We start from the raw sequence: 23,265 nt of genomic DNA, 5'->3' as shown, positions 1-23,265 counted from the left end.
TGACGAAGGACAAGTCAGCGGCCAAACCACACCGGAGAAAAAGCCATTCTCCATCTCTCCCCGGTTATCCGCAGCGACAACACACTGATGATACGCGAGCTGATTAAAGCAGGAGCAGGCATAGGCTATCAGCCCCTTTGGGCAGTTCAGCAGGAATTGAAGGACGGCACATTGATCCAACTCCTGCCCGATTACACCATCTGGACAGACCAACTGAACGCCACCTATGTCGACAGGGCATTTCTCAGTGCGAAAGTGCGCAGCTTTATCGACTTTCTCAATGAAAAAATATCGGAAGGATAAACATCAAGGCCGTCTGAAACACTTTTCAGACGGCCTTTAATCAAAGCAACAATCCAATCAATAATTGGTTGAGCAAAACTGTTCGCGTTTGTCCGCATCGGCGGCATAGCATGTCAAACCCATGCCTGACGCATTGCTGTTGTTCGCTTTCGCACCCGGTTTCTTGTTCACCAAAACCTTACCGTTTTTACCGATCTCCACGGTTACGCCTTTGCCGTTTTTCAGCTTCCATTTCAACACTTGCTCATCGGCACTTTGGCACTTGCTGACCGTACAGCCGCCTTCTGTCGCGACGTTGCCGTTTTTATAAATCACGCACTGCTGCTGGCTGTCGGTACAGGCCGCATATGCAGCAACGGAGAAACAGGAAATCAACGCGGCAAACAAAACAGGTTTCATGGTTTGAACTCCTAAGGTTGTGATGATGGATTTGTGATATTTGGAACTATACGCTTATTTGAAGATACCTACTACTCTTCAAATATGCATAAGTTGCAGCCATAGAAGCTGAAGCAACTGCCCCATTCAATTGATATGCAGCTCCCGTCAACATAGCACCAGCTGCATTTGCATTACCAGAGAGACCTGCATTGGCTACAGAAGCTCCCATAGCAGCACTTGTAGCGGCAAAAGATAAGGCTGCGATTGCAGCATCAAGGCCATCCAATGAATTTCTATCTGCTTCAGGCGTGGCTAAATATTTCTGAATATTATTAGCATTTTGAATCGCATCAGCAGTACTTAATCCATTTTCGCGTGCAATATTTAAAAAACTAAATCCAGCGTTTGGCATTCTCATACTCCAAATTTTAAACTAAAAACCACAACCCAAAAAACGGAAATACAAATTGCAAAAAATATAAATAAATTAATATACTGAACAATATAAAAAATCATATTAATTTGTTTAAAAAATTTACTTGACTCTGTAATATTACCAATAATAAACTTTACACTAGAGGAAAGAAAAAAAAGAGTGATCCCCCCACCATAGAATATATACTTATTAATTCTTACAAAAATAATAAAAATATCATAATATTCTATCCTGTATACATATAAAATTCCACCTAATAAAAAATAACATATCATAAAGATAAAATAAAAAATACATATAAAAATCTTTACCATATTTTAAAATTTCAACCGAAATATCTTTTATTAATTTAATAAATATAGAATGGGTTACAAACCCAATATTCAAAAGTAGTCTAAAACAATATCTGTTTTCCAATAATCTTTCATAACAATAACAAAATACTAAACAGATACTCAACTTGTAATTTTGATTAAAATACCATTACATCTAAAATCTACAATCCATTTCAGATAAACGGAATTTAACTAAAACAAACGTATCATTACAACTGTAAATGCCGGCAAAAGTTGTCTGAAAAGTTTTCAGACGACCTTTAATTGGTTTTCTACCTTACCGCTTCAACTTCGCAAACGCATCCGCCATCGCCGAATTGGTCGGGGCGCGGTCGTTGCGTTGGGGTTTGCGGTCGCGGCGTTCTTGATGTCGGGTTTCAGACGGCCTGTTGCCTTTGGCTGTGCCACCCAGTTCGTCATCCAACCGCATAGTCAGCGCAATGCGTTTACGCGCAGCATCGACTTCCAGCACTTTTACTTTCACCACATCGCCGGCTTTCACCACTTCACGCGGGTCTTGGACGAACTTGTTGGACAGGGCGGAGATGTGCACCAAGCCGTCCTGATGGACGCCGATGTCCACGAACGCGCCGAAGTTGGCAACGTTGGAAACCACGCCTTCGAGTATCATGCCGACTTGCAAGTCGCTGATTTCATGGATACCTTCAGCGAATGAGGCCGTCTGAAACTCGCCGCGCGGGTCGCGGCCGGGTTTTTCCAGCTCGGACAGGATGTCCAGAATGGTCGGCAGGCCGAAGCGTTCGTCGGTAAAGTCGGACGCTTTGATTTGCTTCACGCGCTCGCGGTTGCCGATGAGTTCGGCGGCGGTAATGCCTTGTTGCGCCAGCATTTTGGCAACTACAGGATAGGCTTCGGGGTGGACGGCGCTCGCGTCCAACGGCTCTTTGCCGCCGTTAATCCGCAAAAAGCCTGCTGCCTGCTCGAAGGTTTTTTCGCCCAAACGCGGTACTTTCAGCAATTTTTTGCGGCTGTCGAACGCGCCGTTTTCATCGCGGTAGGCAACAATATTTTGGGCAAGGGTTTGATTCAAACCGGAAATCCGCGCCAAGAGCGGGGCGGAGGCGGTGTTCACATCCACGCCGACGGCGTTCACACAGTCTTCGACCACTGCATTCAGCGATTTGGCGAGCTGGCTTTGGTTCACGTCGTGCTGATACTGCCCCACGCCGATGGATTTGGGGTCGATTTTGACCAACTCGGCGAGCGGGTCTTGCAGCCTGCGGGCGATGGACACCGCGCCGCGCAGGGAAACGTCCAAGTCGGGGAACTCGCGCGCCGCCAGTTCGGACGCGGAATAAATCGATGCGCCGGCTTCGGAAACGACGATTTTGTGCAGCCCCATTTCGGGCATTCCGCGCACCAGTTCGCCCGCGATTTTGTCGGTTTCGCGGCTGGCAGTGCCGTTGCCGATGGCGATGAGTTTCACGCCGTGTTGTTTAATCAGGCGCGACAGCGTTGCCAACATATTGTTTTCTTGATGCAAATAGACGATGACCGTATCCAGCAACTTGCCCGTGTCGTCCACCACGGCGCATTTCACGCCGTTGCGGTAGCCGGGGTCGAGACCCAAAGTAGTTATCCGTCCGGCGGGCGCGGCGAGCAGCAAGTCTTTGAGATTGCGGGCGAACACGGTAATCGCGTCGGTATCAGCGGCTTCTTTCAGACGATTTAGTGCTTCAAGCTCCAACGACAAAAAGATTTTCGCGCGCCAAGTCAGGCGCACGGTGTCGCGCAGCCATTTGTGGCCGTCTGAAACCTTAAAACGGCGGGCGATGATTTGCTCGTATTCGCTTTGCTGCGTAATCGGCGTGTCGTCGGGCTGGTATTTGAGCGCGATGTTCAACACGCCTTCGTTGCGGCCACGCAAAACCGCCAGCGCGCGGTGGCTGGGCATGGTGCGGATGGGTTCGCGGTGGTCGAAATAATCGCTGAATTTTTCGCCTTCGGTTTCTTTGCCTTCAACGACTTGCGCGTGGATTTCGGCTTCGTTCCACAGCTTGTCGCGCAGCGTGCCGATGAGTTCCGCGTCTTCGGCAAACTGCTCCATCAGAATCGCACGCGCGCCGTCCAGCGCGGCCTTGGTGTCGGGGACGTTTTCGTTCAGGTAGCCCTGCGCGGCGGCTTCCACGTCCTGCGGCTGCTCGGTAAGCAACACGTCCGCCAGCGGCTGCAAACCGTGTTCACGCGCGATTTGCGCTTTGGTACGGCGTTTGGGTTTATAGGGCAGATACAGGTCTTCCAGCGCGGTTTTGTTGTCGGCAGCTTCGATTTGCGCCCTGAGGTCGTCTGAAAGCTTGCCTTGCTCTTCAATACTTTTTAAAACAACGGCTTTGCGATCTTCCAATTCGCGCAGATATTGCAGCCGCTCGGCAAGCTGGCGCAGCTGCGTATCGTCCAGCCCACCCGTGGCTTCTTTACGGTAACGCGCGATAAAGGGTACGGTCGCGCCGTCGTCCAAAAGCTCAATGGCGGCATTGATTTGCGCGGTAGTGGCGGAGAGTTCTTGGGAGAGAATTTGGGTAATGTTCATATATTCCTTCATATTCCATCTGAACGATTGATAGGACAGCACAACGTAAGATAATTTTTGGGAAGACAAAGGATAATACTGATACACTTCATTCAAAACAAGATAACATATGCTGTATAAGGAAAACCAATGACTATTCTTATCACCGGCGGTACCGGCTTTATCGGTTCCCATACCGTTGTTTCCCTGCTGAAATCAGGCTTTAATGCTGTGATTTTGGACAATTTGTGCAATTCGTCTGCCAATATCCTCCCGCGCTTGGAAAAGATTACCGGCAAGTCTGTGCCTTTTTATCAAGGGGATATCCGTGATCGTGAAGTGTTGCGTCAAATCTTTGCAGAACACGATATTGATGCCGTCATCCATTTTGCCGGCTTGAAGGCCGTCGGTGAAAGCGTGGCCGAACCAATGAAATACTACGACAACAATGTGTCGGGCAGCTTGGTTTTGGCTGAAGAAATGGCGCGTGCCGGCGTATTTAAGATTGTGTTCAGCTCATCTGCTACGGTTTACGGCGATCCGGGTAAAGTACCTTATACGGAAGATATGCAACCGGGGGATACGACCAGCCCTTACGGTACGTCCAAGTCTATGGTGGAGCGCATTTTGACGGATATCCAAAAGGCCGATCCGCGCTGGAGCGTGATTTTGTTGCGCTATTTCAACCCTATCGGTGCGCATGAAAGCGGTTTGATCGGCGAGCAGCCAAACGGTATCCCAAACAATCTGCTGCCTTATATCTGCCAAGTGGCTTCAGGCAAGCTGCCGCAATTGTCGGTTTTCGGCGATGACTACCCTACCCCAGACGGTACGGGTATGCGCGACTATATCCATGTGATGGATTTGGCGGAAGGCCATGTGGCGGCCATGCAGGCGAAAAGCGATGTGTCGGGCGTACACCTGTTTAATTTGGGTTCGGGACGTGCTTATTCGGTATTGGAAATCATCCGTGCCTTTGAGGCAGCCTCCGGTTTGACTATTCCGTTCCAAATCAAACCGCGTCGCGATGGCGATTTGGCCTGTTTCTACGCCGATCCCGCCTACACCAAAGCGCAGACCGGTTGGGAAACCAAGCGCGATTTGGCGCAGATGATGGAAGACTCATGGCGTTGGGTCAGCAACAATCCAAATGGCTACGACGATTAAGTTGAACTGATACAGGCCGTCTGAAAGAGATGTTTTCAGACGGCCTCTTTATCTGAAAAACACACTTTCTGTCTGCTATAATCCGTTTATATTATTTTGACTATCCTCTGAAACTTATGAAAAAAATCCTTGTTACCGGCGGCGCGGGCTTTATCGGTTCTGCCGTTGTCCGTCATATTATCCCAAACACCCAAGACTCTGTCGTCAATGTCGATAAGCTGACTTATGCCGGCAATTTGGAATCTTTGACTGAGGTAGCCAATAATCCTCGCTATGCTTTTGAACAAGTGGATATTTGCGACCGCGCCGAACTCGACCGCGTATTCGCACAACACCAGCCTGATGCCGTGATGCACTTGGCTGCGGAAAGCCATGTCGACCGCTCTATTGATTCGGCAGGCGAGTTTATCCAAACCAATATCGTCGGCACATTCAATCTGCTTGAAGCGGCCCGAGCCTACTGGCAACAAATGCCGTCTGAAAAGCGCGAAGCCTTCCGTTTCCACCATATTTCTACCGATGAAGTCTATGGCGATTTGCACGGCACAGACGATTTGTTTACCGAGACCACGCCATACGCGCCGTCCAGTCCCTACTCTGCTTCTAAAGCGTCCAGCGACCACCTCGTCCGCGCATGGTTGCGTACTTACGGTTTGCCGACCATCGTAACCAACTGCTCCAACAACTACGGCCCCTACCATTTTCCGGAAAAACTCATTCCTTTGATGATTCTGAACGCGCTCGACGGCAAACCACTGCCCGTTTACGGCGACGGTATGCAAATCCGCGACTGGCTGTTTGTCGAAGACCACGCACGAGCACTGTATCAGGTTGTTACCGAGGGTGTTGTCGGCGAAACCTACAATATCGGCGGCCACAATGAAAAAGCCAATATTGAAGTCGTCAAAACCATCTGCGCCCTGCTGGAAGAGCTTGTTCCTGAAAAACCGGCCAGCGTGGCGCGTTATGAAGATTTGATTACTTTCGTACAAGATCGCCCCGGCCATGACATGCGCTACGCCATCGATGCTGCCAAAATCGGCAGGGAGCTGGGCTGGAAACCTCAGGAAACATTCGAATCCGGCATCCGCAAAACAGTGCAATGGTATTTGGACAACAAAACCTGGTGGCAAAACGTATTGAACGGCAGCTATCGTTTAGAGCGTTTAGGCACCGGAAAATAAGTTTTCAGACGGCCTGTTCCCATATTAGGCCGTCTGAAAATCATGCAAACACACACTACTCAGGAGAAAACCCATGAAAGGCATTATCCTTGCCGGCGGCAGCGGCACTCGCCTCTACCCCATCACGCGCGGCGTATCCAAACAACTGCTGCCCGTGTACGACAAGCCCATGATTTACTATCCCCTGTCCGTATTGATGCTGGCAGGAATCCGCGATATTTTGGTCATTACCACGCCCGAAGACAACGCCTCTTTCAAACGCCTGCTTGGCGACGGCAGCGATTTCGGCATTTCCATCAGCTATGCCGTTCAACCCAGTCCGGACGGCTTGGCACAGGCATTTATCATCGGCGAAGAATTTATTGGCAACGACAATGTTTGCTTGGTTTTGGGCGACAATATTTTCTACGGCCAATCGTTTACGCAAACATTGAAACAGGCTGCCGCCAAGACCCACGGCGCAACCGTATTCGGTTATCAGGTTAAAGATCCCGAGCGTTTCGGCGTGGTTGAATTTGACGAAAACTTCAACGCCCTGTCTATCGAAGAGAAACCGCAACAGCCCAAATCCGATTGGGCGGTAACCGGCTTGTACTTCTACGATCAACGCGTCGTCGAATTCGCCAAACAAATCAAACCGTCCGCCCGTGGCGAATTGGAAATCTCCGACCTCAACCAAATGTATTTGGAAGACGGTTCATTGTCGGTACAACTTTTGGGACGCGGTTTCGCATGGTTGGACACCGGCACCCACGAGAGCCTGCACGAAGCCGCTTCATTCGTCCAAACCGTGCAAAACATCCAAGACCTGCAAATCGCCTGTCTGGAAGAAATCGCTTGGCGCAACGGTTGGCTTTCTGATGAAAAACTGGAAGAGCTGGCGCGCCCGATGGCGAAAAACCAATACGGCCAATATTTGCTGCGCCTGTTAAAAAAATAATGTTTGAGGCCGTCTGAAACTTTTCAGACGGCCTTTAGATGAAAGATAAAACGATGAACATCATTGATACCGCCATTCCTGACGTAAAACTGCTTGAGCCCCAAGTCTTCGGCGACTCGCGCGGCTTTTTTATGGAAACCTTCCGCGACGAGTGGTTCAAAACCCAAATCTGCGACCGCACCTTCGTGCAGGAAAACCATTCCAAATCCAGTAAAGGCGTATTGCGCGGCCTGCACTATCAAACTGAAAACACACAAGGTAAACTCGTACGCGTGGTTGTCGGCGAAGTATTCGACGTGGCCGTCGATATGCGTAAAGACTCCCCCACTTTCGGCAAATGGGTAGGCGAAATTCTGTCCGCAGAAAACAAACGCCAACTGTGGGTACCCGAAGGTTTCGCTCACGGCTTCTATGTATTGAGCGATGAAGCCGAGTTCGTCTATAAATGTACAGACTATTACAACCCCAAAGCCGAACACTCGCTGATTTGGAATGATCCGACCGTCGGCATCAACTGGCCGTTGCAAGGCGAGCCGAACCTGTCGCCTAAAGACTTGGCAGGCAAAGTATTGGGCGAAGCCGTAACGTTTTAAAAAATAATTCAGGCCGTCTGAAAGAATGCTCCTCTTTTCAGACGGCCTACAATCCATTAATAACAATAATCGACGAAAACGCATTGTGAAAAACGCCTACATTCCCTCTCGCGGCATCCGCAAAATCCCCCATCTCTCCACCCTATTGCCTGAGTTTCATATCTGCAAAGATGGAAAAGGAGCAGAGGCTGTGGTCGGCTGGGGTTTGCGCCCGACGACACACAAAGCGCGTACTTTCGCCGCTGAACACCGGCTTCCCTTTATTGCGTTGGAAGACGGCTTTTTACGCTCGCTCGGACTGGGTGTCGCCGGTTATCCGCCCTATTCCATCGTCTATGACGACATCGGCATCTACTACGACACCACACGTCCTTCTCGTTTGGAACAACTGATTCTTGCCTCCGATACCATGCCGTCTGAAACCTTGGCTCAGGCGCAGCAGGCGATGGATTTCATCCTGCGACATCATCTATCCAAATACAACCACGCGCCCGAACTTTCAGACGATCATCCTTTACGTTCCCCATCCAAGCCCGAAACCGTCCTCATCATCGACCAAACCTTCGGCGATATGGCCATCCAGTATGGCGGCGCAGACGCCTCTACGTTTGAACTGATGTTTCAGACGGCCTTGAATGAAAACCCGCAAGCCGATATCTGGGTCAAAACCCATCCCGATGTTTTGTGCGGCAAAAAACAAGGCTATCTGACCCGGCTGGCGCAGCAACACCGCGTCCATCTTTTGGCAGAAGACATCAATCCGATTTCTTTGTTGCAAAACGTCGATAAGGTTTATTGCGTTACCTCACAAATGGGTTTTGAGGCGCTTTTGTGCGGCAAACCGCTGACCACCTTCGGCCTGCCGTGGTATGCCGGATGGGGCGTGAACGACGACCGCCATCCTAAAATCGATAGCCTTGTTCGAACCCAACGACGCGCCCCCGCAACTTGCTGCAGCTCTTCGCCGCGGCCTATCTGCAATACAGCCGCTACCTCAACCCCAATACCGGCGAAGCAGGTAGCCTCTTTGATATCATCGACTATCTGGCAACGGTCAAACGTAAAAACGACAAATTGCGTGGCGAGTTGTATTGTGTCGGCATGTCTTTGTGGAAACGCGCGGTTGCCAAACCATTCTTTAACGTACCCTCTTGCCGTCTGAAATTTATCTCCTCCACCCAAAAACTGGCCGGAGTCAAACTGTCCGATGATGCACGCATCCTTGCCTGGGGCAACGGTAAAGAGGCCATCGTCCGTTTTGCCGAACAACACCACATCCCCCTGCTGCGCATGGAAGACGGCTTTATCCGCTCGGTCGGGCTTGGTTCTAATTTAGTCCCGCCGCTGTCGCTCGTTACCGACGATATGGGCATTTATTTCAATGCCGAAATCCCGTCCCGTCTTGAACACATCCTGCAAAACCAAAACTTCGACGATCAAGACTTTCAGACGGCCTTGAAGCTGCAAAAAATGTTGACCGAAAACCACATCAGCAAATACAACGTCGACAGCTCAGACTTTACCGCTCCATCAACCGACAAAACCGTGATCCTCGTTCCCGGCCAGGTTGAAGATGATGCGTCTATCCGCTACGGTTCGCCCCGAATCTATCGCAATCTGGATCTGCTTCGTACCGTACGCGAACGCAATCCCGATGCCTATATCATCTACAAACCGCATCCCGATGTAGTCAGCGATAACCGTATCGGCCATATTTCCCCTGAAGATACGGCACGATATGCCGACCAAACCGCCGAGCAAGCAGATATCCTGACCTGTCTCCAATACGCAGACGAAGTACATACCATGACTTCGCTGACCGGTTTTGAAGCCTTGTTGCGCGGCAAAAAAGTCAGCTGCTATGGCCTGCCTTTCTATGCAGGCTGGGGGCTTACCCAAGATCTGCTGCCCATTCCACGCCGCAGCCGCAGGCTTGAGCTTTGGCAGCTGATTGCCGGCACGCTCATCCACTACCCCGACTACATCCACTACCCCGACTACATCCACCACCTCGACTACATCCACCACCGCGCATCCAATGCCGGCCATTACCTCAAACTGTGGTCGCTCTCCATCCTCAAGCGTTTGAACTACTATATTGAAGACATCCAAATCGCCAAACGCGTGGAGGCGGGCAAATACGGCAAGTTTTTTATTGTTCCTCTGCAGGTATTCAACGACAGCCAAGTCCGTATCCATTGCGACTTTCCCAGCGTCCGCAGCTTCCTGCTCCATGTTTTGAGCTCATTCGCCGCGCACGCGCCTGCCGATACCAACATCATCATCAAGCATCATCCGATGGACCGCGGCTTTATCGACTACTGGCGCGACATTAAACGCTTTATCAAAGAACACCCCGAACTCAAAGGCCGCGTGACTTACGTCCATGATGTCCCCCTGCCCGCTTTCCTGCGCCATGGCCTCGGCATGGTCACCATCAACAGCACCAGCGGCCTGTCCGGCCTGATTCACAATATGCCTGTCAAAGTGCTCGGCCGTGCCTATTATGATATTCCCGGCATTACTGACCAAAATACCTTGGCAGAATTTTGGAATCATCCGACACCGCCTGATAAAGAGCTGTTCCATGCCTACCGAATGTACCACCTCAACGTGACCCAAATTAACGGTAACTTCTACAGTAAGGTCTTTTTTCCTCACAAAAACACATCCGACTCTTCCACACCGACAACCTGACTTAGTGAAGGAAAAGTTCAGGCCGTCTGAAAAACATTTCAGACGGCCTGAAGCAAACAATATCTTAGCTACTACCATGTAAATAAAACATAAAAACTGCATTTATCATTAACAATAAATTACAAAGACAGTATAATAACTGAGATGTCATAAAAGCATACCAACTCAAGCTGAGGCCTTAATAACACACAAAATATGGATGTACTCCCAGGCAAAACAATATAACAAGCCAAACATCCTAAAGATAAGCCAGCAAGGCAATACACTTTACAAAACTGTGGCGAGCAATATTTTTACAAAACCCTCAACCGGTATCGCCGCCCATATGCCGCAGCATCCGTCTTCCACTTTATATCCGCCCGCAAACCATGACCGCCGCTCCTGATATCCTCTACCGGCAAGCCGCCGCCCTTTTGGAACAATCCAATACCGCCCAAGCCCTGCCCCTGCTGCAACAGGCCGCAGAGCAGGGTTATACGGAAGCTGCTTTTGTATTGGGCAATCATCTGCTGCAAAATGGTCATCCGGAGCAGGCACTTCCATGGCTGGAAGCCGCCGCGGCCCAACGCCATCCTAAGGCACTCTTTACCCTGCTGCAACAACGCGAACACAACGGTACCCCAACAGGACAGCTTCTCAACGACTACGCCTGGCTGGGTGAGCAAGGTCATCTTGAAGCCCAATTAATCCTCATGCGTTACCACGCGCAGCGCAACAATCCACAATCCCTTTACTGGGCGGAGCTTGCTACCGCCCGATATGCCGCGCCTGCATATTACCATCTGGCACGCCATCACCAACGCCAAGGCGACATTGCGACAGCCATCGAACAATACGAAAAAGCGGCCGCGCTCGGCGTGACTGCCGCCTGCTGGCAACTCGGTCAAATCTACTTCTACGGCACAGGTGTCAGTCCAAACCACGGACAAGCCGAACATTATCTCGAACAAGCCGCGCAAGCCGGCCACATCGCCGCACAAACCCTGCTGGCCGACCTTCTTGCCACCCAACACAAACCTGAAGCCTTAGAATGGTATCGTCGTGCCGCCGATAAGGAACACGCGAAAGCACAGGCCAAGCTGGCCCAATACGCCCTGACCGGCGAACTTTCCGAACGCGACCCGTTCCAAGCGGCGCACTATGCCAAAGCCGCTGCCGAGAAAGACTATCCTGAAGCCCTAAAAATCATGGGCGACCTCTACCGCTACGGCCTCGGCATCAAAGCCGACAACCATATCGCGCATGATTACTACCACCGGGCCGCCGCGCTGGGTTCTGCCGCCGCCGCACAAAAACTCATCAGCGACGCCGCGCTGTACCATCCGCAACAATACGAACAAATCAAAACAGCCGCCCTGCAACAGCAACAAACCGAAACCATCTACCGTTTGGCGGAAGCACAAGCCCACGCCATCGGCCGTCCCGCCGACTACAATGCTGCGCGCAAGAATTACATGGAAGCTGCCGAGTTCCACCATAAAAACGCGGCGGCAGCCTTAGGCCGCATCTACCATTACGGCCTCGGTACAGCGCCAGACCCTCGGGCGGCTGCACACTGGTACGCCATCGCTGCCGAACAAAACCATCCTTCCGCCCAATACCACCTCGCCTGTTTTTACTATCACGGGCAAGGTGTCGGCTGTCATGTTCCGACCGCCTGCTACTGGCTGCAGGCCGCCATCAGCAACGGCCACACTTCGGCTGAATCTTTAACATCCCTATTAGAACAATGGCGCCGCGAAGCGCACCATACCATCGGGCAAAAGGCCGTCTGAAAAGATTTACACTCGCATTTTTTGACAATCTTTAACTATTCCCCTAATATTTGCCAGTTATTTTTCACGGACACGTCATTGTTTTCATTTCTTTCTGAAAACACCTTGTCCGCGCATCAATACCATGACACTCGGCGGATAACGCCAAGCGTTGAAACACACTACATCCGGAACAAAAACGGATGCTCGGAAAAACATTTCTAGGAGGTGAAACAACATGGAATGGGAATTCAACAGTTATTACACACTGATTGCCGCCACGCTCGTGTTGCTGGTTGGTAAATTTCTGGTTCAAAAAATCAAATTCTTAAGAGACTTCAATATTCCCGAGCCGGTCGCCGGCGGTTTGATTGCCGCTATCGTCCTGTTCGCCCTGCACGAAGCCTACGGTGTCAGCTTCAAATTTGAAAAACCGCTGCAAGATGCGTTCATGCTCATCTTCTTTACATCCATCGGTTTGAGCGCCGACTTCTCCCGTCTGAAAGCGGGCGGTTTGCCTTTGGTTATCTTTACCGCCGTGGTGGGTGCATTCATCATCGTCCAAAACTTCGTCGGTGTCGGCTTGGCGAGCGCATTGGGCTTGGATCCGCTGATTGGCCTGATTACCGGTTCGATTACCCTGACCGGCGGTCACGGTACTGCCGGTGCATGGGGTCCTGACTTTGAAAGCAAATTCGGCCTGACCGGCGCAACCGGCTTAGGTATGGCTTCTGCAACATTCGGCCTGGTATTCGGCGGTTTGATCGGTGGTCCTGTTGCACGCCGTCTGATCAACAAATTGGGCCGTAAACCTGTCGTCAAAACTGCCAAATCCGACGACAACGATGCTGCCGACGACATCTTCGAACAAGCACAGCGCACCCGCCTGATTACTGCCGAGTCTGCTGTCGAAACCTTGGCTATGTTTGCCGGCTGTTTGGCATTTGCCGAAATCGTGGATGGCTACGACAAAGCCTTCTTCGACTTGCCTAAATTCGTATGGTGTCTGTTTGCTGGTGTGGTCATCCGCAACGTCCTGACCGCAGCCTTCAAAGTCAATATGTTTGACCGCGCCATCGACGTCTTCGGCAATGCTTCCCTGTCACTCTTCCTTGCCATGGCTCTTCTGAATCTGAAACTGTGGGAGTTGACCGGTCTGGCAGGTCCTGTGACCATCATCTTGGCCGTACAAACCGTTGTGATGATTCTGTACGCCACTTTCGTTACCTACGTCTTCATGGGTCGCGATTACGACTCTGCCGTATTGGCAGCAGGCCACTGCGGCTTCGGTTTGGGTGCCACCCCGACCGCCGTTGCCAACATGCAGTCCCTGACCCAAACCTTCGGCCCGTCGCACAAAGCCTTCCTGATTGTACCTATGGTCGGCGCCTTCTTCGTTGACTTGCTCAACGCCGCCATCCTCTCCGGCTTTGTCAGCGTCATCAAAGGCTGATACGTCTAACATAGAAAAGCACTTGCCGCATTTACTTGCTGCAAGTGCTTTTGTTATGATAGGCACGTCAGGCCGTCTGAAAGGCCGTCATCTTCAGGAGTACCCATGTACAAAAAAACCGCTTCCGTATTGATTTTAAGCACGATTCTTCTTGCCGCATGCAGCAAAGAAGAGCCGAAAGCCGCGCTTGATTGCGCCCAACCGGCCACACTGCAAAACATCCGTACCACCATCGAAGACACCCTCAAACAACAAGCGCGCTCCTTTGCCCGCAATGACAACCGCCAATTCGTCGATGCCGACAAAATCATCGCCGCCGGCCTCGAATTAGAAACCCTGCTTGAAGACCCCAAAGAAACCGAAGACAACGGCAAAGCCATCTGCCGCGCCAACCTCAAAATCCGCATCCCCGACAACATCCTCAAAACGGCCATAGACAACAGCCCGCTGATTTACGGCAACACCCCGTTGTCCGACATGCTCGAACAAAAACTGATGGGCAGCAACCTGACTTTTGAAAATAACACGTTCAGCACCACCCTGCTCTACACCCCCGACAAAGACGGCAAACCGGTTCTCGAAGACAACACTCTGAGCACCACAGCCCAGACCCTTTCCGCCACCCTGTTGCCCTACGGCGTGAAAAGCATCGTCATGATAGACGGCAAACCAGTATCCAAAGAGCAGGCCATCAAGCTGCTGCAAAACCAAAATACGGAAGAGCCGCCGACTGTTGATCCACAAGACATCCTTGAAAACAACGCCGCCAGCCAAGCCGTCGGCTTGACCGATGATGACAACGATTCAGACTACGAAGTCCTGCGTCCTGACCGTGAAACTCCGCGCAACGAACCGCCCGGCCTCAGCCAAAGCGAACTCGACAACGCGCGCGCGCAAAACCGTCAGGCAGACGGCGAGATCAACGACCTCTGGGGCGGCATGGACAGCGATGTCAAACAACAAATCCTCGGCGAACAACGCGCCTGGATTCAAAGCAAAAAACTCAACTGCCAACAAGCCGCCGCCTCCGCAGACAGCGCCGCACAAGCAGAATACCTGCGCCTGCAGTGTGAAACCCGCATGACCCGCGAACGTACACAATACCTGCGCGGCTATTCCATCAACTAAAACCGATAAGGCCGTCTGAACATTCAGACGGCCCACAAGAAAGCACATCACATCATGCAATACCGAATCCACCGTGAAGGCGATGCCCAAAACACACCATCTTCAGCCTCCACACCCGTCGATAACTGGGAGCGCAACATCCTGCGCGAAGTCCTCCTCGCCGCCTACCAAGAACAGCGCCGCGCCCGCATTTGGCGCAATATCTGGCGCGGCATCGCCGTCCTCATCTTCCTCAGCCTGATCTTCGGCCTCGCGGAAGAAGAAGGAAAAACCACGAGCATCCACGCCCGCGGCGAACACACCGCCGTTATCGACCTGACCGGCGAAATCGGCAACGACATCGACGACCAAGTCCAAATCCTGCGCGACAGCATGGAAGCCGCCTACAACAACGGCAATGCCAAAGCCATCATCATCCGCGCCAACAGCCCCGGCGGTTCGCCTGTCGTGTCCAACACGGCCTTTAACGAAGTCCGCCGCCTCAAAGCCGAACACAAAGACATTCCTGTCTACCTCGTTGCCGAAGACATGTGCGCTTCCGGCTGCTACTACATTGCCGCCGCAGCCGACAAAATCTACGCCGACCCTTCCAGTATTGTCGGCAGCATCGGCGTGATCGGCGGCGGTTTCGACTTTACCGGCCTGATGGACAAAGCCGGTGTCAAACGCCGTCTGAAAACCGCCGGCAGCAACAAAGGTATGGGCGACCCTTTCACGCCTGAAACCCCGGCACAAACCCAAATTTGGGAAAGCATGTTGGGCGATATCCACCAAGAATTTATCAAAGCCGTCAAACTCGGCCGCGGTGCAAGGTTGAAAGACAAACAGTATCCCGATGTTTTCAGTGGACGCATCTACACCGGCAAAGAAGCCAAACAGGTCGGCCTGATTGACGACTTCGGCAGCATTTACAGCGTTGCCCGCGATGTTGTCAAAGCCCCCGAGCTGGTCAACTACACGCCGCAAGACGATTTCAGCAAAATGCTCAGCCGTCGCTTCGGTGCGGAAGTGAAGGCCAAAGTCAAAGAAACTTTGTCTGAAATTTGGTAAACCAAAAAACTAAAAGGCCGTCTGAAACCCAAAATATGGGGTTTCAGACGGCCTTTTTTATATGATTTTTAAAATAAAACGCTGATTATTGTCCAAACATCCATCGGCTTCATCAAATCGGCAGGCAGATGCTCCCTGATGATGCTGTTACAGGAACACATTACGCCTGCGAACGATTAAACCTTCACGCTTCAGACGGCCTGCTGCATATTGTGCGCCATATCAAGCGCGGCGCGGACGGCGGTAATCAGGCTGCCGGAATCGGCTTTGCCCGTGCCTGCCAAGTTCAAGGCCGTGCCATGATCGACGGAGGTGCGGATAAAGGGCAAGCCGAGGGTGATATTCACACCTTCGCCGAAACCGGCGTATTTGAGCACCGGCAGTCCTTGGTCGTGATACATGGCGAGGACGGCGTCGGCATCTTTGAGCAGGAAGGGTTGGAACACAGTATCGGCCGGATAAGGGCCGCGTGCGTCTATGCCTTCGGCCTGCAGGGCATGAAGCGCCGGAATAATGGTGTCGATTTCTTCGTGTCCCAAATGGCCGCCTTCGCCCGCGTGGGGATTGAGGCCGGTAACGAGGATGACCGGTTTGGCTATGCCGAACTTATGGCGCAGGTCGTGTTCAAGAATGCGGACAACCGACTTGATTAAAGGCTTTGTGATGGCGGCGGAAATATCTTTCAGCGGCAGATGAGTGGTGACCAATGCCACACGCAGGCCGCCGCCGGTCAACATCATGACGACCTGTTCGGTATGGCTTTTTTCGGCGAGGTATTCGGTATGGCCGCTGAAAAAGCCGTTGCCTGCGTGGGCATCGTTGATGATGCCTTTGTGCAGCGGCGCGGTAACCATACCGGTAAACAGGCCGTCTGAAATGCCTTGATACGCCGTATCCAGCAGCCGGAGGACATACGCGGCATTGGCAGGATTGAGCTCGCCCGCCCGACACGCGGCATCTAAAGGAATATGCAGGACTTCGAGTTCGCCCTTGGGCAACAGATCAGCCGCTTGGGCTTGGAAGTCGCGCAGGATGACGGATTTGCCGAGCTGTTCGGCCCTTTGCGCCAACAGGTTTTTGTCGCATAAAACAACGGGGCGGCAAGGAAAGTCGGCGAAAGCCAAATCGAGGCAGATGTCGGGGCCGATGCCGGCCGGTTCGCCGGATGTGATGGCGAGAATGGGAGCAGTCATGGTGTTTCTCGGTATGGTTTACAGTATTTAGACAACGTCAGGCAAAATGCCTGCCCTACTTTTTTCAGATTAACACAAATACAAAAAGGCCGTCTGAAAACAGTTTTTGCTTGGTCAAACTGTTTTCAGACGGCCTTGGCTGTTTATCATTTTACACTTAAGAACGGCGGCCAATCATGCGGTATAAAACGTCGTGGCCTTGAATGCGGTGGACGATAACCATGGCGATGTGGCCGGCGACAAGCGCGAAGAGCAGCCAACCGAGTTTGCCGTGCGCCATATTGCCGAGATTAGACATCCATTCGATTTTTTCAGGCGAACCCTGCATCACTTCGATACCGAATACTTTCAAAGGGCCGCGGCCGCCGCCATATTGGCGGATCATGCCGATAACGGGAACGGCAAGCATGAGGACGTAAAGGGCAAGGTGGCCTGCTTTGGCAGCAAAGCTGTCGGCGGCAGGACGTTTGGACGCATTGAGCAAAGCCCAAACAATGCGCACGGCAATCACCAACAGCGTGATGAAACCGATGGATTTATGCACGCCGAAGAGCGATTTGACCCATTCTTCGCCATCGTAGATGGTCCAAACGGTAATGGTGGAGAGGATGCCGATGAAACCGAGTACGGTCAGCCAGTGCAACGCGCGCGCGACAGCATCGTAGGTTTGTGGGCGTGTAGCGGTCATAATGTTTCCTTGTTTTTGATTTGTTTGGTTTTTTGAATCGGCGGCATTGTAACAAAAATGCTCAACCAATTATGTTGCCTTTTTGAAGAGATTTCGTAAATGTTTGGAAAATTTGAAGAAATGGCGGTTTTATCCGTAAGACTGCCCAGGCCGTCTGAAAACAAGGGCAGGAATACCACCTTCTATGCCGAACTCGGGCTAAAATAGGCGTTTTTATTCTCGGGTACGCATCGATGCAGGTTTGGATTCGGCGGTTTGCGCTGTTGCTTCTGCCTTTGGGTTTCTTGGCGGTCATGGTGGCCGCACCTTTGCTGTCGCTGGCGTTTTACGACGGCGAAGGCGCTTGGGCGGAAGTGGTGGCTGATGACTATATGCGCCTGCGCTTGGGCTGGACAGTGGCGCAGGCGGTTTTGACCTGCGTCTTGGTCACGGCTTTGGGCGTGCCTGCGGCGTGGGTGCTGGCGCGGATGGACTTTGCCGGACGGCGCACGGTTTTGCGCCTACTGATGCTGCCTTTTGTGATGCCGACTTTGGTGGCGGGCATGGGCGTGCTGGCCTTGTTTGGCGCACACGGTATGCTGGCGGCAGGTTGGCAGGATACGCCGTGGCTGCTGATTTACGGCAATGTGTTTTTCAACCTGCCGGTTTTGGTGCGCTCGGCGTATCAGGGATTTGTGCGTGTGCCGCAGGCGCGGTTGCTGTCGGCGCAATCTTTGGGCGCGGACGCGTGGCGGCGGTTTGCCTGGGTCGAATGGCCGGTGGTGCGCGCATGGGTTGCCGGTGGTGCGTGCCTGGTGTTTTTATATTGTTTTTCAGGCTTCGGGCTGGCCTTGCTGCTCGGCGGCGAACGTTTTGCAACGGTGGAAGTGGAAATCTACCGGCTGGTGGCGTATGAGTTGGACATGGCGCGTGCGTCGGTGTTGGTGTGGCTGGTGCTGGCGGCTACGGCGGCGGCAGGCGGTTTGTATGCGTATTGGAGCAGGCGCGTGGCTGTAGATAAGTCGGTCTCGCCTTTGCCTCCGCGTGCGCCGATATGGGCTTGGGAAAAATGGCTGACGGCAACGGTATTGGTTATGTTGGCAGTATGCTGCCTGCTGCCTTTGGCGGCGGTGTGGCTCAAGGCGGTATCGGCAGGCTCTTCGTGGGCAGTCTTGCTGGAAGCGCAAACGTGGGCGGCAGTGTGGAATACCGTCCGTTTTTCTGCGGCAGCCGTGGCGGCGGCGACGGTTTTGGGCATGCTGTATGCGGCGGCAGCACGGCAAATGGTGTGGTTGCGCGCGCTGATGTTTTTGCCGTTTATGGTGTCACCCGTGTGCATCGCGTTCGGCGTTTTGCTGCTCTATCCGCAGTGGACGGCTTCGCTATGGCTGCTGACGGCGACTTACGCGCTGTTGGCGTATCCGTTTGTGGCCAAAGACGTACTGGCCGCGTGGGACGGTTTGCCCAAAGATTACGCGGCAGCGGCGCGCACCATGGGCGCAAACGGTTTTCAGACGGCCTGTTATGTAACCGCGCCTTTATTGAAACCGGCCTTGAGGCGCGGCCTGACTTTGGCTTCGGCAACGTGTATCGGCGAATTTGCGGCCACATTGTTCCTGTCTCGCCCCGAATGGCAGACGCTGACCACTTTGATTTACGATTATCTCGGACGCGCCGGTGCAGACAATTACGGACGGGCGATGGTGTTGACGGCGCTATTGACCGCTTTGGCTTTGACGGCGTTTTTGCTGGTGGACGAAGCGGAAGGACAAAAGGCCGTCTGAACATGATCTGCTTAAATTCCCTTCACATTCACCACACTATTGCCGCGCCTTGTATCGAAAATTGATTGAATCCGCTATATAATTTGTTTTTAACCGCACTCAACACGCCCCTATCATGACCGATTTAGAAACCAAACGCCTTGAAACCCAAGCCATGCTGGACAATGCCGACTTGCTGTTTGACCAAGAACAATGCCGCGCGGCCTTGCAAAAAGTTGCCGACGACATCACCCGCGACTTGGGCGGCAAATATCCCCTGCTCCTGCCTGTGATGGGTGGTGCGGTGGTGTTTACAGGGCAGCTGTTGCCGCTGTTGCGCTTCCCTTTGGACTTTGACTACGTCCATGTTTCCCGCTACGGAGACAAACTCGCAGGCGGCGCGTTCAACTGGAAACGCATGCCCGACCCCGAGCAAATCAAAGGCCGTCATGTAGTCGTTTTGGACGATATTTTAGACGAAGGCCACACCATGGCCGCCATTCAGGAAAAACTGTTGAAAATGGGCGCGGCAAGCTGCCGTGCGGCCGTGTTTGCCAACAAACTGATCGACAAAGAAAAACCGACCAAAGCCGATTATGTCGGTTTGGACGTGCCCAACCGCTACGTCTTCGGTTACGGTATGGATGCCGCCGGCTGTTGGCGCAACCTCGGCGAAATCTACGCCTTAAACAATAAATAAAACAAAGGCCGTCTGAAAAATCTTCAGACGGCCTCAACCCCAATAATAGGAACACATCATGATAGGTTTGTTAATCATTACACATGAAACCATAGGTGAAGCCTATCGCGGTTTGGCCGACCATTTTTTTCCCAACGGCTTCCCCGAAAATCTCCACATCCTCGGCGTACAGCCCGATGAGGATCAAAATGACATCATCAACACTGCCATCGCCGCATTACAGGAATTTCCCGACAACCGCGGCGTGCTGATCATGACCGACATCTTCGGCGCAACCCCGTGCAACGCCGCACGCCGGTTGGTGCGAGAAAACAAATCCGCCATCCTGACCGGCCTCAACGCCCCGATGATGATTAAAGCCATCCAATACTCATCACAAGCCGAAAACCTCTCCGACTTCACCGAAACCGTCAAAGAAGCCGCCATCCGGGGCATTTTCGCCATTACATCCGCACCTGAAGACCTGGTGTGCAAAGAACACGGCTAAGGCCGTCTGAAAACATTCACTTTACGAACATTACATTTAGGGGACATCCATGCTCAAACAAGAAATCGAAATCATCAACAAACTCGGCCTGCACGCGCGCGCTTCCAGCAAATTCACCCAAACCGCCTCCCAATTCCAAAGCGAAGTCTGGGTCACCAAAAACGGCAACCGCGTCAACGGTAAAAGCATCATGGGCCTGATGATGCTGGCCGCCGCCAAAGGTACCGTGATTGAACTGGAAACAGAAGGCGCAGACGAAGCCGCCGCCATGCAGGCATTGACCGACCTCATCAACGACTACTTCGGCGAGGGCGAATAATGAGCATCGTCCTACACGGTGTAGCCGCGGGCAAAGGCATTGCCATCGGCCACGCCCACCTCATCACGCGCGGCACAACGGAAGTCCCCCAATACGACATTGATCCTGACAAACTCGATGCCGAAGTTGCCCGTTTCGACAACGCCATCAAAGCCACGCGCAAAGAATTGGAACAGCTGCGCGGCGCGATTCCCGAAAACGCCCCGACCGAATTGGGCGCGTTCATCTCCCTACACCTGATGCTGCTGACCGACGTCACCCTCTCGCGCGAACCCATCGACATTTTGCGCGAGCAGAAAATCAACGCCGAATGGGCATTGAAACAACAAAGCGACAAACTCGCCGCCCAGTTCGACAGCATCGACGACGACTACCTGCGCGAACGCAAACAGGACATGCTCCAAGTCGTCCGCCGCATCCACAACAACCTTGTCGGCCAAAGCAACGAAATCAACCTCGCCGGCAACCTGTTTGACGACACCGTCCTCATCGCGCACGACCTCTCGCCTGCCGATACCGTATTGTTCAAAGAGCAGCACATTACCGCCTTCGTAACCGATGCCGGCGGTCCGACCAGCCACACCGCCATCTTGGGCCGCAGCCTCGACATCCCGTCCGTCATCGGCCTGCATAACGCCCGCAAACTCATTACCGAAAACGAAATCGTCATCGTCGACGGCATCAACGGCGTCCTCATCATCGATCCCGACGAAGTCGTCCTCAACGAATACCGCCGCCTCGCCCGCGAATACCGCAGCCACAAGCGCGAACTCAACAAAATCAAAAAAACCGCCGCCACCACGGCCGACGGCATCAACATTGAGTTGCTCGCCAACATCGAATCCGCCGAAGACATCAAAGCCCTGCACAACTTCGGCGCAGACGGCGTCGGCCTGTTCCGCAGCGAATTCCTCTACCTCAACCGCGACAACATGCCGACCGAAGACGAACAATACGAAGTCTATGCCGGCATCGTCAAAAAACTCAAAGGCAAAAACATCACCATCCGCACTGTCGATTTGGGCGTCGATAAAAATCCGCGCTGGTTCGGCCAAAACAGCACACCCAACGGCAGCCTCAACCCTGCACTCGGCCTGACCGGCATCCGCCTATGCCTCGCCGAGCCGGTCATGTTCCGCACCCAAATGCGCGCTATCCTCCGCGCCGCCGCACACGGCCCCGTGCGCATAATGTGGCCGATGATTACGTCCATTTCCGAAGTGCGCCAATGCCTTATCCATCTGGACACGGCCCAACGCCAGCTGACCGAACGCGGCGAAACCTTCGGCCCGGTCAGCATCGGCTGCATGATCGAAATCCCGTCCGCCGCCATGACCGTCGGCAGCATCCTCAAGCTCGTCGACTTCGTTTCCATCGGCACCAACGACCTGATTCAATACCTCCTGTCGGTCGACCGCGGCGACGACAGCGTCAGCCACCTCTACCAACCCGGCCACCCTGCCGTCCTCAAAACGCTGCAACACATCATCCGCACCGCCAACCGCATGGAAAAAGGCGTCTCCATCTGCGGCGAAATGGCCGGCGATACCGTCTTTACCCGCCTATTGCTCGGCATGGGCTTGCGCCGATTCTCCATGAACCCCAACAACCTGCTTTCGGTTAAAAACATCATCCTGCACAGCCACACCGGCCATCTTGAAAACGATGCTGCCAAAATCCTGCGCTGCGAAGACCCGGAAAAAGCCGAGAAACTGATTAAAATCCTCAACCAAAGCGAGCAGAACGAAGACAAGGCCGTCTGAAATTCGCAAAATATCCGAAACCGACACAAGGGCGTATTGAACACGCCCTTTTTATTTTTTCCCATTTTGGGTTGACACCCGATTCCCCTCAAGCCTTTCCTATTTCGCCATTTCAAAAACCAACCGAGACCTTTGCAATAACATAGGTTACTAAAATTTTATGCTCAATCTCATTTTCAAAATGCAAAACCTTTCTGATTTTTCCTATTTTTTGCTCAATATCAGGAAGGTTTTAGTCAATTGAATTTTTTTGGCGCATTTTTATGCGTCAAATTTCGTTAACAGACTATTTTTGCAAAGGTCTCCAACCTTTTTTACTTTTCCCAAACACCGCTTACAGGCCGTCTGAAAAATATAGGGCGCAAGTGAAATAAAACTTTTATGCCTACACTAAAGGCCGTCTGAACCCTGATTGCAAGGTT

General features: G+C 52.5%; 18 protein-coding genes and 3 pseudogenes. 16 read left to right on the top strand and 5 right to left on the bottom strand.

Going from position 1 to position 23,265, the window contains the following annotated elements; genetic code table 11:
- Positions 1-30 precede the first annotated feature (30 nt).
- Positions 31-303 (top strand): annotated as a pseudogene (locus tag HMPREF3139_RS05495) (LysR substrate-binding domain-containing protein); the annotation flags it as partial.
- A 57-nt stretch (positions 304-360) separates the two neighbouring features.
- On the opposite strand, the gene HMPREF3139_RS05490 reads toward HMPREF3139_RS05495, so the two are convergent.
- The 3 genes from HMPREF3139_RS05490 to HMPREF3139_RS05475 form a co-directional block, all read right to left on the bottom strand.
- Complete coding sequence (locus HMPREF3139_RS05490) at positions 361-702, bottom strand: hypothetical protein (RefSeq protein WP_070461105.1); 342 nt, start codon at positions 700-702, stop codon at positions 361-363.
- Positions 703-748: 46 nt separating this feature from the next.
- Complete coding sequence (locus HMPREF3139_RS05485) at positions 749-1,096, bottom strand: hypothetical protein (protein ID WP_039861883.1); 348 nt, start codon at positions 1,094-1,096, stop codon at positions 749-751.
- Positions 1,097-1,732: 636 nt separating this feature from the next.
- Positions 1,733-4,006 carry a Tex family protein gene (locus HMPREF3139_RS05475; RefSeq protein WP_070461102.1) on the bottom strand — a complete coding sequence of 758 codons (2,274 nt, stop codon included), beginning with the start codon at positions 4,004-4,006 and terminating at the stop codon, positions 1,733-1,735.
- Between the two features lie 129 nt (positions 4,007-4,135).
- Here HMPREF3139_RS05475 and galE point away from each other — a divergent pair, with 129 nt between their 5' ends.
- The 10 genes and pseudogenes from galE to HMPREF3139_RS05430 all read left to right on the top strand — a co-directional run bounded on the left by galE (position 4,136) and on the right by HMPREF3139_RS05430 (position 15,951).
- Positions 4,136-5,152: a UDP-glucose 4-epimerase GalE gene (gene galE, locus HMPREF3139_RS05470; RefSeq protein ID WP_003747972.1), complete on the top strand. Its 1,017-nt coding sequence runs from the start codon at positions 4,136-4,138 to the stop codon at positions 5,150-5,152.
- 116 nt (positions 5,153-5,268) lie between these two features.
- Positions 5,269-6,336 (top strand): dTDP-glucose 4,6-dehydratase, encoded by a 1,068-nt coding sequence (rfbB, locus tag HMPREF3139_RS05465; RefSeq protein WP_070461100.1) that lies wholly within the window; start codon positions 5,269-5,271, stop codon positions 6,334-6,336.
- Positions 6,337-6,409: 73 nt separating this feature from the next.
- Positions 6,410-7,276 carry a glucose-1-phosphate thymidylyltransferase RfbA gene (rfbA, locus tag HMPREF3139_RS05460; protein ID WP_049332928.1) on the top strand — a complete coding sequence of 289 codons (867 nt, stop codon included), beginning with the start codon at positions 6,410-6,412 and terminating at the stop codon, positions 7,274-7,276.
- A 53-nt stretch (positions 7,277-7,329) separates the two neighbouring features.
- Positions 7,330-7,869 (top strand): dTDP-4-dehydrorhamnose 3,5-epimerase, encoded by a 540-nt coding sequence (rfbC, locus tag HMPREF3139_RS05455; RefSeq protein ID WP_070461113.1) that lies wholly within the window; start codon positions 7,330-7,332, stop codon positions 7,867-7,869.
- 25 nt (positions 7,870-7,894) lie between these two features.
- A pseudogene (locus HMPREF3139_RS05450) lies at positions 7,895-9,858 on the top strand (capsular polysaccharide biosynthesis protein); the annotation flags it as partial.
- Positions 9,859-9,882: 24 nt separating this feature from the next.
- Positions 9,883-10,566, top strand: a pseudogene (locus HMPREF3139_RS10890) (capsule polysaccharide modification protein); the annotation flags it as partial.
- A 368-nt stretch (positions 10,567-10,934) separates the two neighbouring features.
- Positions 10,935-12,341, top strand: coding sequence for a tetratricopeptide repeat protein (locus tag HMPREF3139_RS05445; protein ID WP_070461098.1), 1,407 nt, complete (start codon positions 10,935-10,937; stop codon positions 12,339-12,341).
- Between the two features lie 217 nt (positions 12,342-12,558).
- On the top strand, positions 12,559-13,773 hold the full coding sequence (gene gltS, locus HMPREF3139_RS05440; RefSeq protein ID WP_070461095.1) for a sodium/glutamate symporter: 1,215 nt from the start codon (positions 12,559-12,561) through the stop codon (positions 13,771-13,773).
- A 105-nt stretch (positions 13,774-13,878) separates the two neighbouring features.
- Positions 13,879-14,901, top strand: coding sequence for a lysozyme inhibitor LprI family protein (locus tag HMPREF3139_RS05435; protein ID WP_070461092.1), 1,023 nt, complete (start codon positions 13,879-13,881; stop codon positions 14,899-14,901).
- A 54-nt stretch (positions 14,902-14,955) separates the two neighbouring features.
- Positions 14,956-15,951, top strand: coding sequence for a S49 family peptidase (locus tag HMPREF3139_RS05430; RefSeq protein WP_070461090.1), 996 nt, complete (start codon positions 14,956-14,958; stop codon positions 15,949-15,951).
- 191 nt (positions 15,952-16,142) lie between these two features.
- Here HMPREF3139_RS05430 and pdxA read toward each other — a convergent pair whose 3' ends face one another.
- Positions 16,143-17,144 carry a 4-hydroxythreonine-4-phosphate dehydrogenase PdxA gene (gene pdxA / locus HMPREF3139_RS05425; protein WP_070461088.1) on the bottom strand — a complete coding sequence of 334 codons (1,002 nt, stop codon included), beginning with the start codon at positions 17,142-17,144 and terminating at the stop codon, positions 16,143-16,145.
- Positions 17,145-17,301: 157 nt separating this feature from the next.
- Positions 17,302-17,832: a cytochrome b gene (locus tag HMPREF3139_RS05420; protein WP_083290050.1), complete on the bottom strand. Its 531-nt coding sequence runs from the start codon at positions 17,830-17,832 to the stop codon at positions 17,302-17,304.
- A gap of 233 nt (positions 17,833-18,065) precedes the next feature.
- On the opposite strand from HMPREF3139_RS05420, the gene HMPREF3139_RS05410 reads away from it, so the two are divergent.
- The 5 genes from HMPREF3139_RS05410 (at position 18,066) to ptsP (ending at position 22,843) form a co-directional block, all read left to right on the top strand.
- Positions 18,066-19,595: an ABC transporter permease gene (locus tag HMPREF3139_RS05410; RefSeq protein ID WP_070461084.1), complete on the top strand. Its 1,530-nt coding sequence runs from the start codon at positions 18,066-18,068 to the stop codon at positions 19,593-19,595.
- A 115-nt stretch (positions 19,596-19,710) separates the two neighbouring features.
- Positions 19,711-20,274 (top strand): hypoxanthine-guanine phosphoribosyltransferase, encoded by a 564-nt coding sequence (locus tag HMPREF3139_RS05405; RefSeq protein WP_070461082.1) that lies wholly within the window; start codon positions 19,711-19,713, stop codon positions 20,272-20,274.
- Between the two features lie 58 nt (positions 20,275-20,332).
- A complete protein-coding gene (locus tag HMPREF3139_RS05400) occupies positions 20,333-20,761 on the top strand; it encodes a PTS sugar transporter subunit IIA (protein ID WP_070461080.1) in 429 nt (142 codons plus the stop codon).
- Between the two features lie 49 nt (positions 20,762-20,810).
- Positions 20,811-21,080, top strand: coding sequence for an HPr family phosphocarrier protein (locus HMPREF3139_RS05395; RefSeq protein WP_003683718.1), 270 nt, complete (start codon positions 20,811-20,813; stop codon positions 21,078-21,080).
- Entirely contained in the window at positions 21,080-22,843 is a 1,764-nt protein-coding gene (gene ptsP / locus HMPREF3139_RS05390) for a phosphoenolpyruvate--protein phosphotransferase (RefSeq protein WP_070461078.1), read from the top strand. The genes HMPREF3139_RS05395 and ptsP overlap by 1 nt, the downstream gene beginning before the upstream one ends.
- Positions 22,844-23,265 lie beyond the last annotated feature (422 nt).

The sequence above is a fragment of the Neisseria sp. HMSC15G01 genome (assembly GCF_001808255.1).
Lineage (GTDB): Bacteria > Pseudomonadota > Gammaproteobacteria > Burkholderiales > Neisseriaceae > Neisseria > Neisseria subflava_A.
This window is presented reverse-complemented; position numbering and strand designations above follow the sequence as displayed.

Bases quoted from the DNA above. Each gene is read 5' to 3' on its own strand.
- HMPREF3139_RS05490 (WP_070461105.1), bottom strand. From the start codon at position 702: ATGAAACCTGTTTTGTTTGCCGCGTTGATTTCCTGTTTCTCCGTTGCT.
- HMPREF3139_RS05485 (WP_039861883.1), bottom strand. From the start codon at position 1,096: ATGCCAAACGCTGGATTTAGTTTTTTAAATATTGCACGCGAAAATGGA.
- HMPREF3139_RS05475 (WP_070461102.1), bottom strand. From the start codon at position 4,006: ATGAACATTACCCAAATTCTCTCCCAAGAACTCTCCGCCACTACCGCG.
- galE (WP_003747972.1), top strand. From the start codon at position 4,136: ATGACTATTCTTATCACCGGCGGTACCGGCTTTATCGGTTCCCATACC.
- rfbB (WP_070461100.1), top strand. From the start codon at position 5,269: ATGAAAAAAATCCTTGTTACCGGCGGCGCGGGCTTTATCGGTTCTGCC.
- rfbA (WP_049332928.1), top strand. From the start codon at position 6,410: ATGAAAGGCATTATCCTTGCCGGCGGCAGCGGCACTCGCCTCTACCCC.
- rfbC (WP_070461113.1), top strand. From the start codon at position 7,330: ATGAACATCATTGATACCGCCATTCCTGACGTAAAACTGCTTGAGCCC.
- HMPREF3139_RS05445 (WP_070461098.1), top strand. From the start codon at position 10,935: ATGACCGCCGCTCCTGATATCCTCTACCGGCAAGCCGCCGCCCTTTTG.
- gltS (WP_070461095.1), top strand. From the start codon at position 12,559: ATGGAATGGGAATTCAACAGTTATTACACACTGATTGCCGCCACGCTC.
- HMPREF3139_RS05435 (WP_070461092.1), top strand. From the start codon at position 13,879: ATGTACAAAAAAACCGCTTCCGTATTGATTTTAAGCACGATTCTTCTT.
- HMPREF3139_RS05430 (WP_070461090.1), top strand. From the start codon at position 14,956: ATGCAATACCGAATCCACCGTGAAGGCGATGCCCAAAACACACCATCT.
- pdxA (WP_070461088.1), bottom strand. From the start codon at position 17,144: ATGACTGCTCCCATTCTCGCCATCACATCCGGCGAACCGGCCGGCATC.
- HMPREF3139_RS05420 (WP_083290050.1), bottom strand. From the start codon at position 17,832: ATGACCGCTACACGCCCACAAACCTACGATGCTGTCGCGCGCGCGTTG.
- HMPREF3139_RS05410 (WP_070461084.1), top strand. From the start codon at position 18,066: ATGCAGGTTTGGATTCGGCGGTTTGCGCTGTTGCTTCTGCCTTTGGGT.
- HMPREF3139_RS05405 (WP_070461082.1), top strand. From the start codon at position 19,711: ATGACCGATTTAGAAACCAAACGCCTTGAAACCCAAGCCATGCTGGAC.
- HMPREF3139_RS05400 (WP_070461080.1), top strand. From the start codon at position 20,333: ATGATAGGTTTGTTAATCATTACACATGAAACCATAGGTGAAGCCTAT.
- HMPREF3139_RS05395 (WP_003683718.1), top strand. From the start codon at position 20,811: ATGCTCAAACAAGAAATCGAAATCATCAACAAACTCGGCCTGCACGCG.
- ptsP (WP_070461078.1), top strand. From the start codon at position 21,080: ATGAGCATCGTCCTACACGGTGTAGCCGCGGGCAAAGGCATTGCCATC.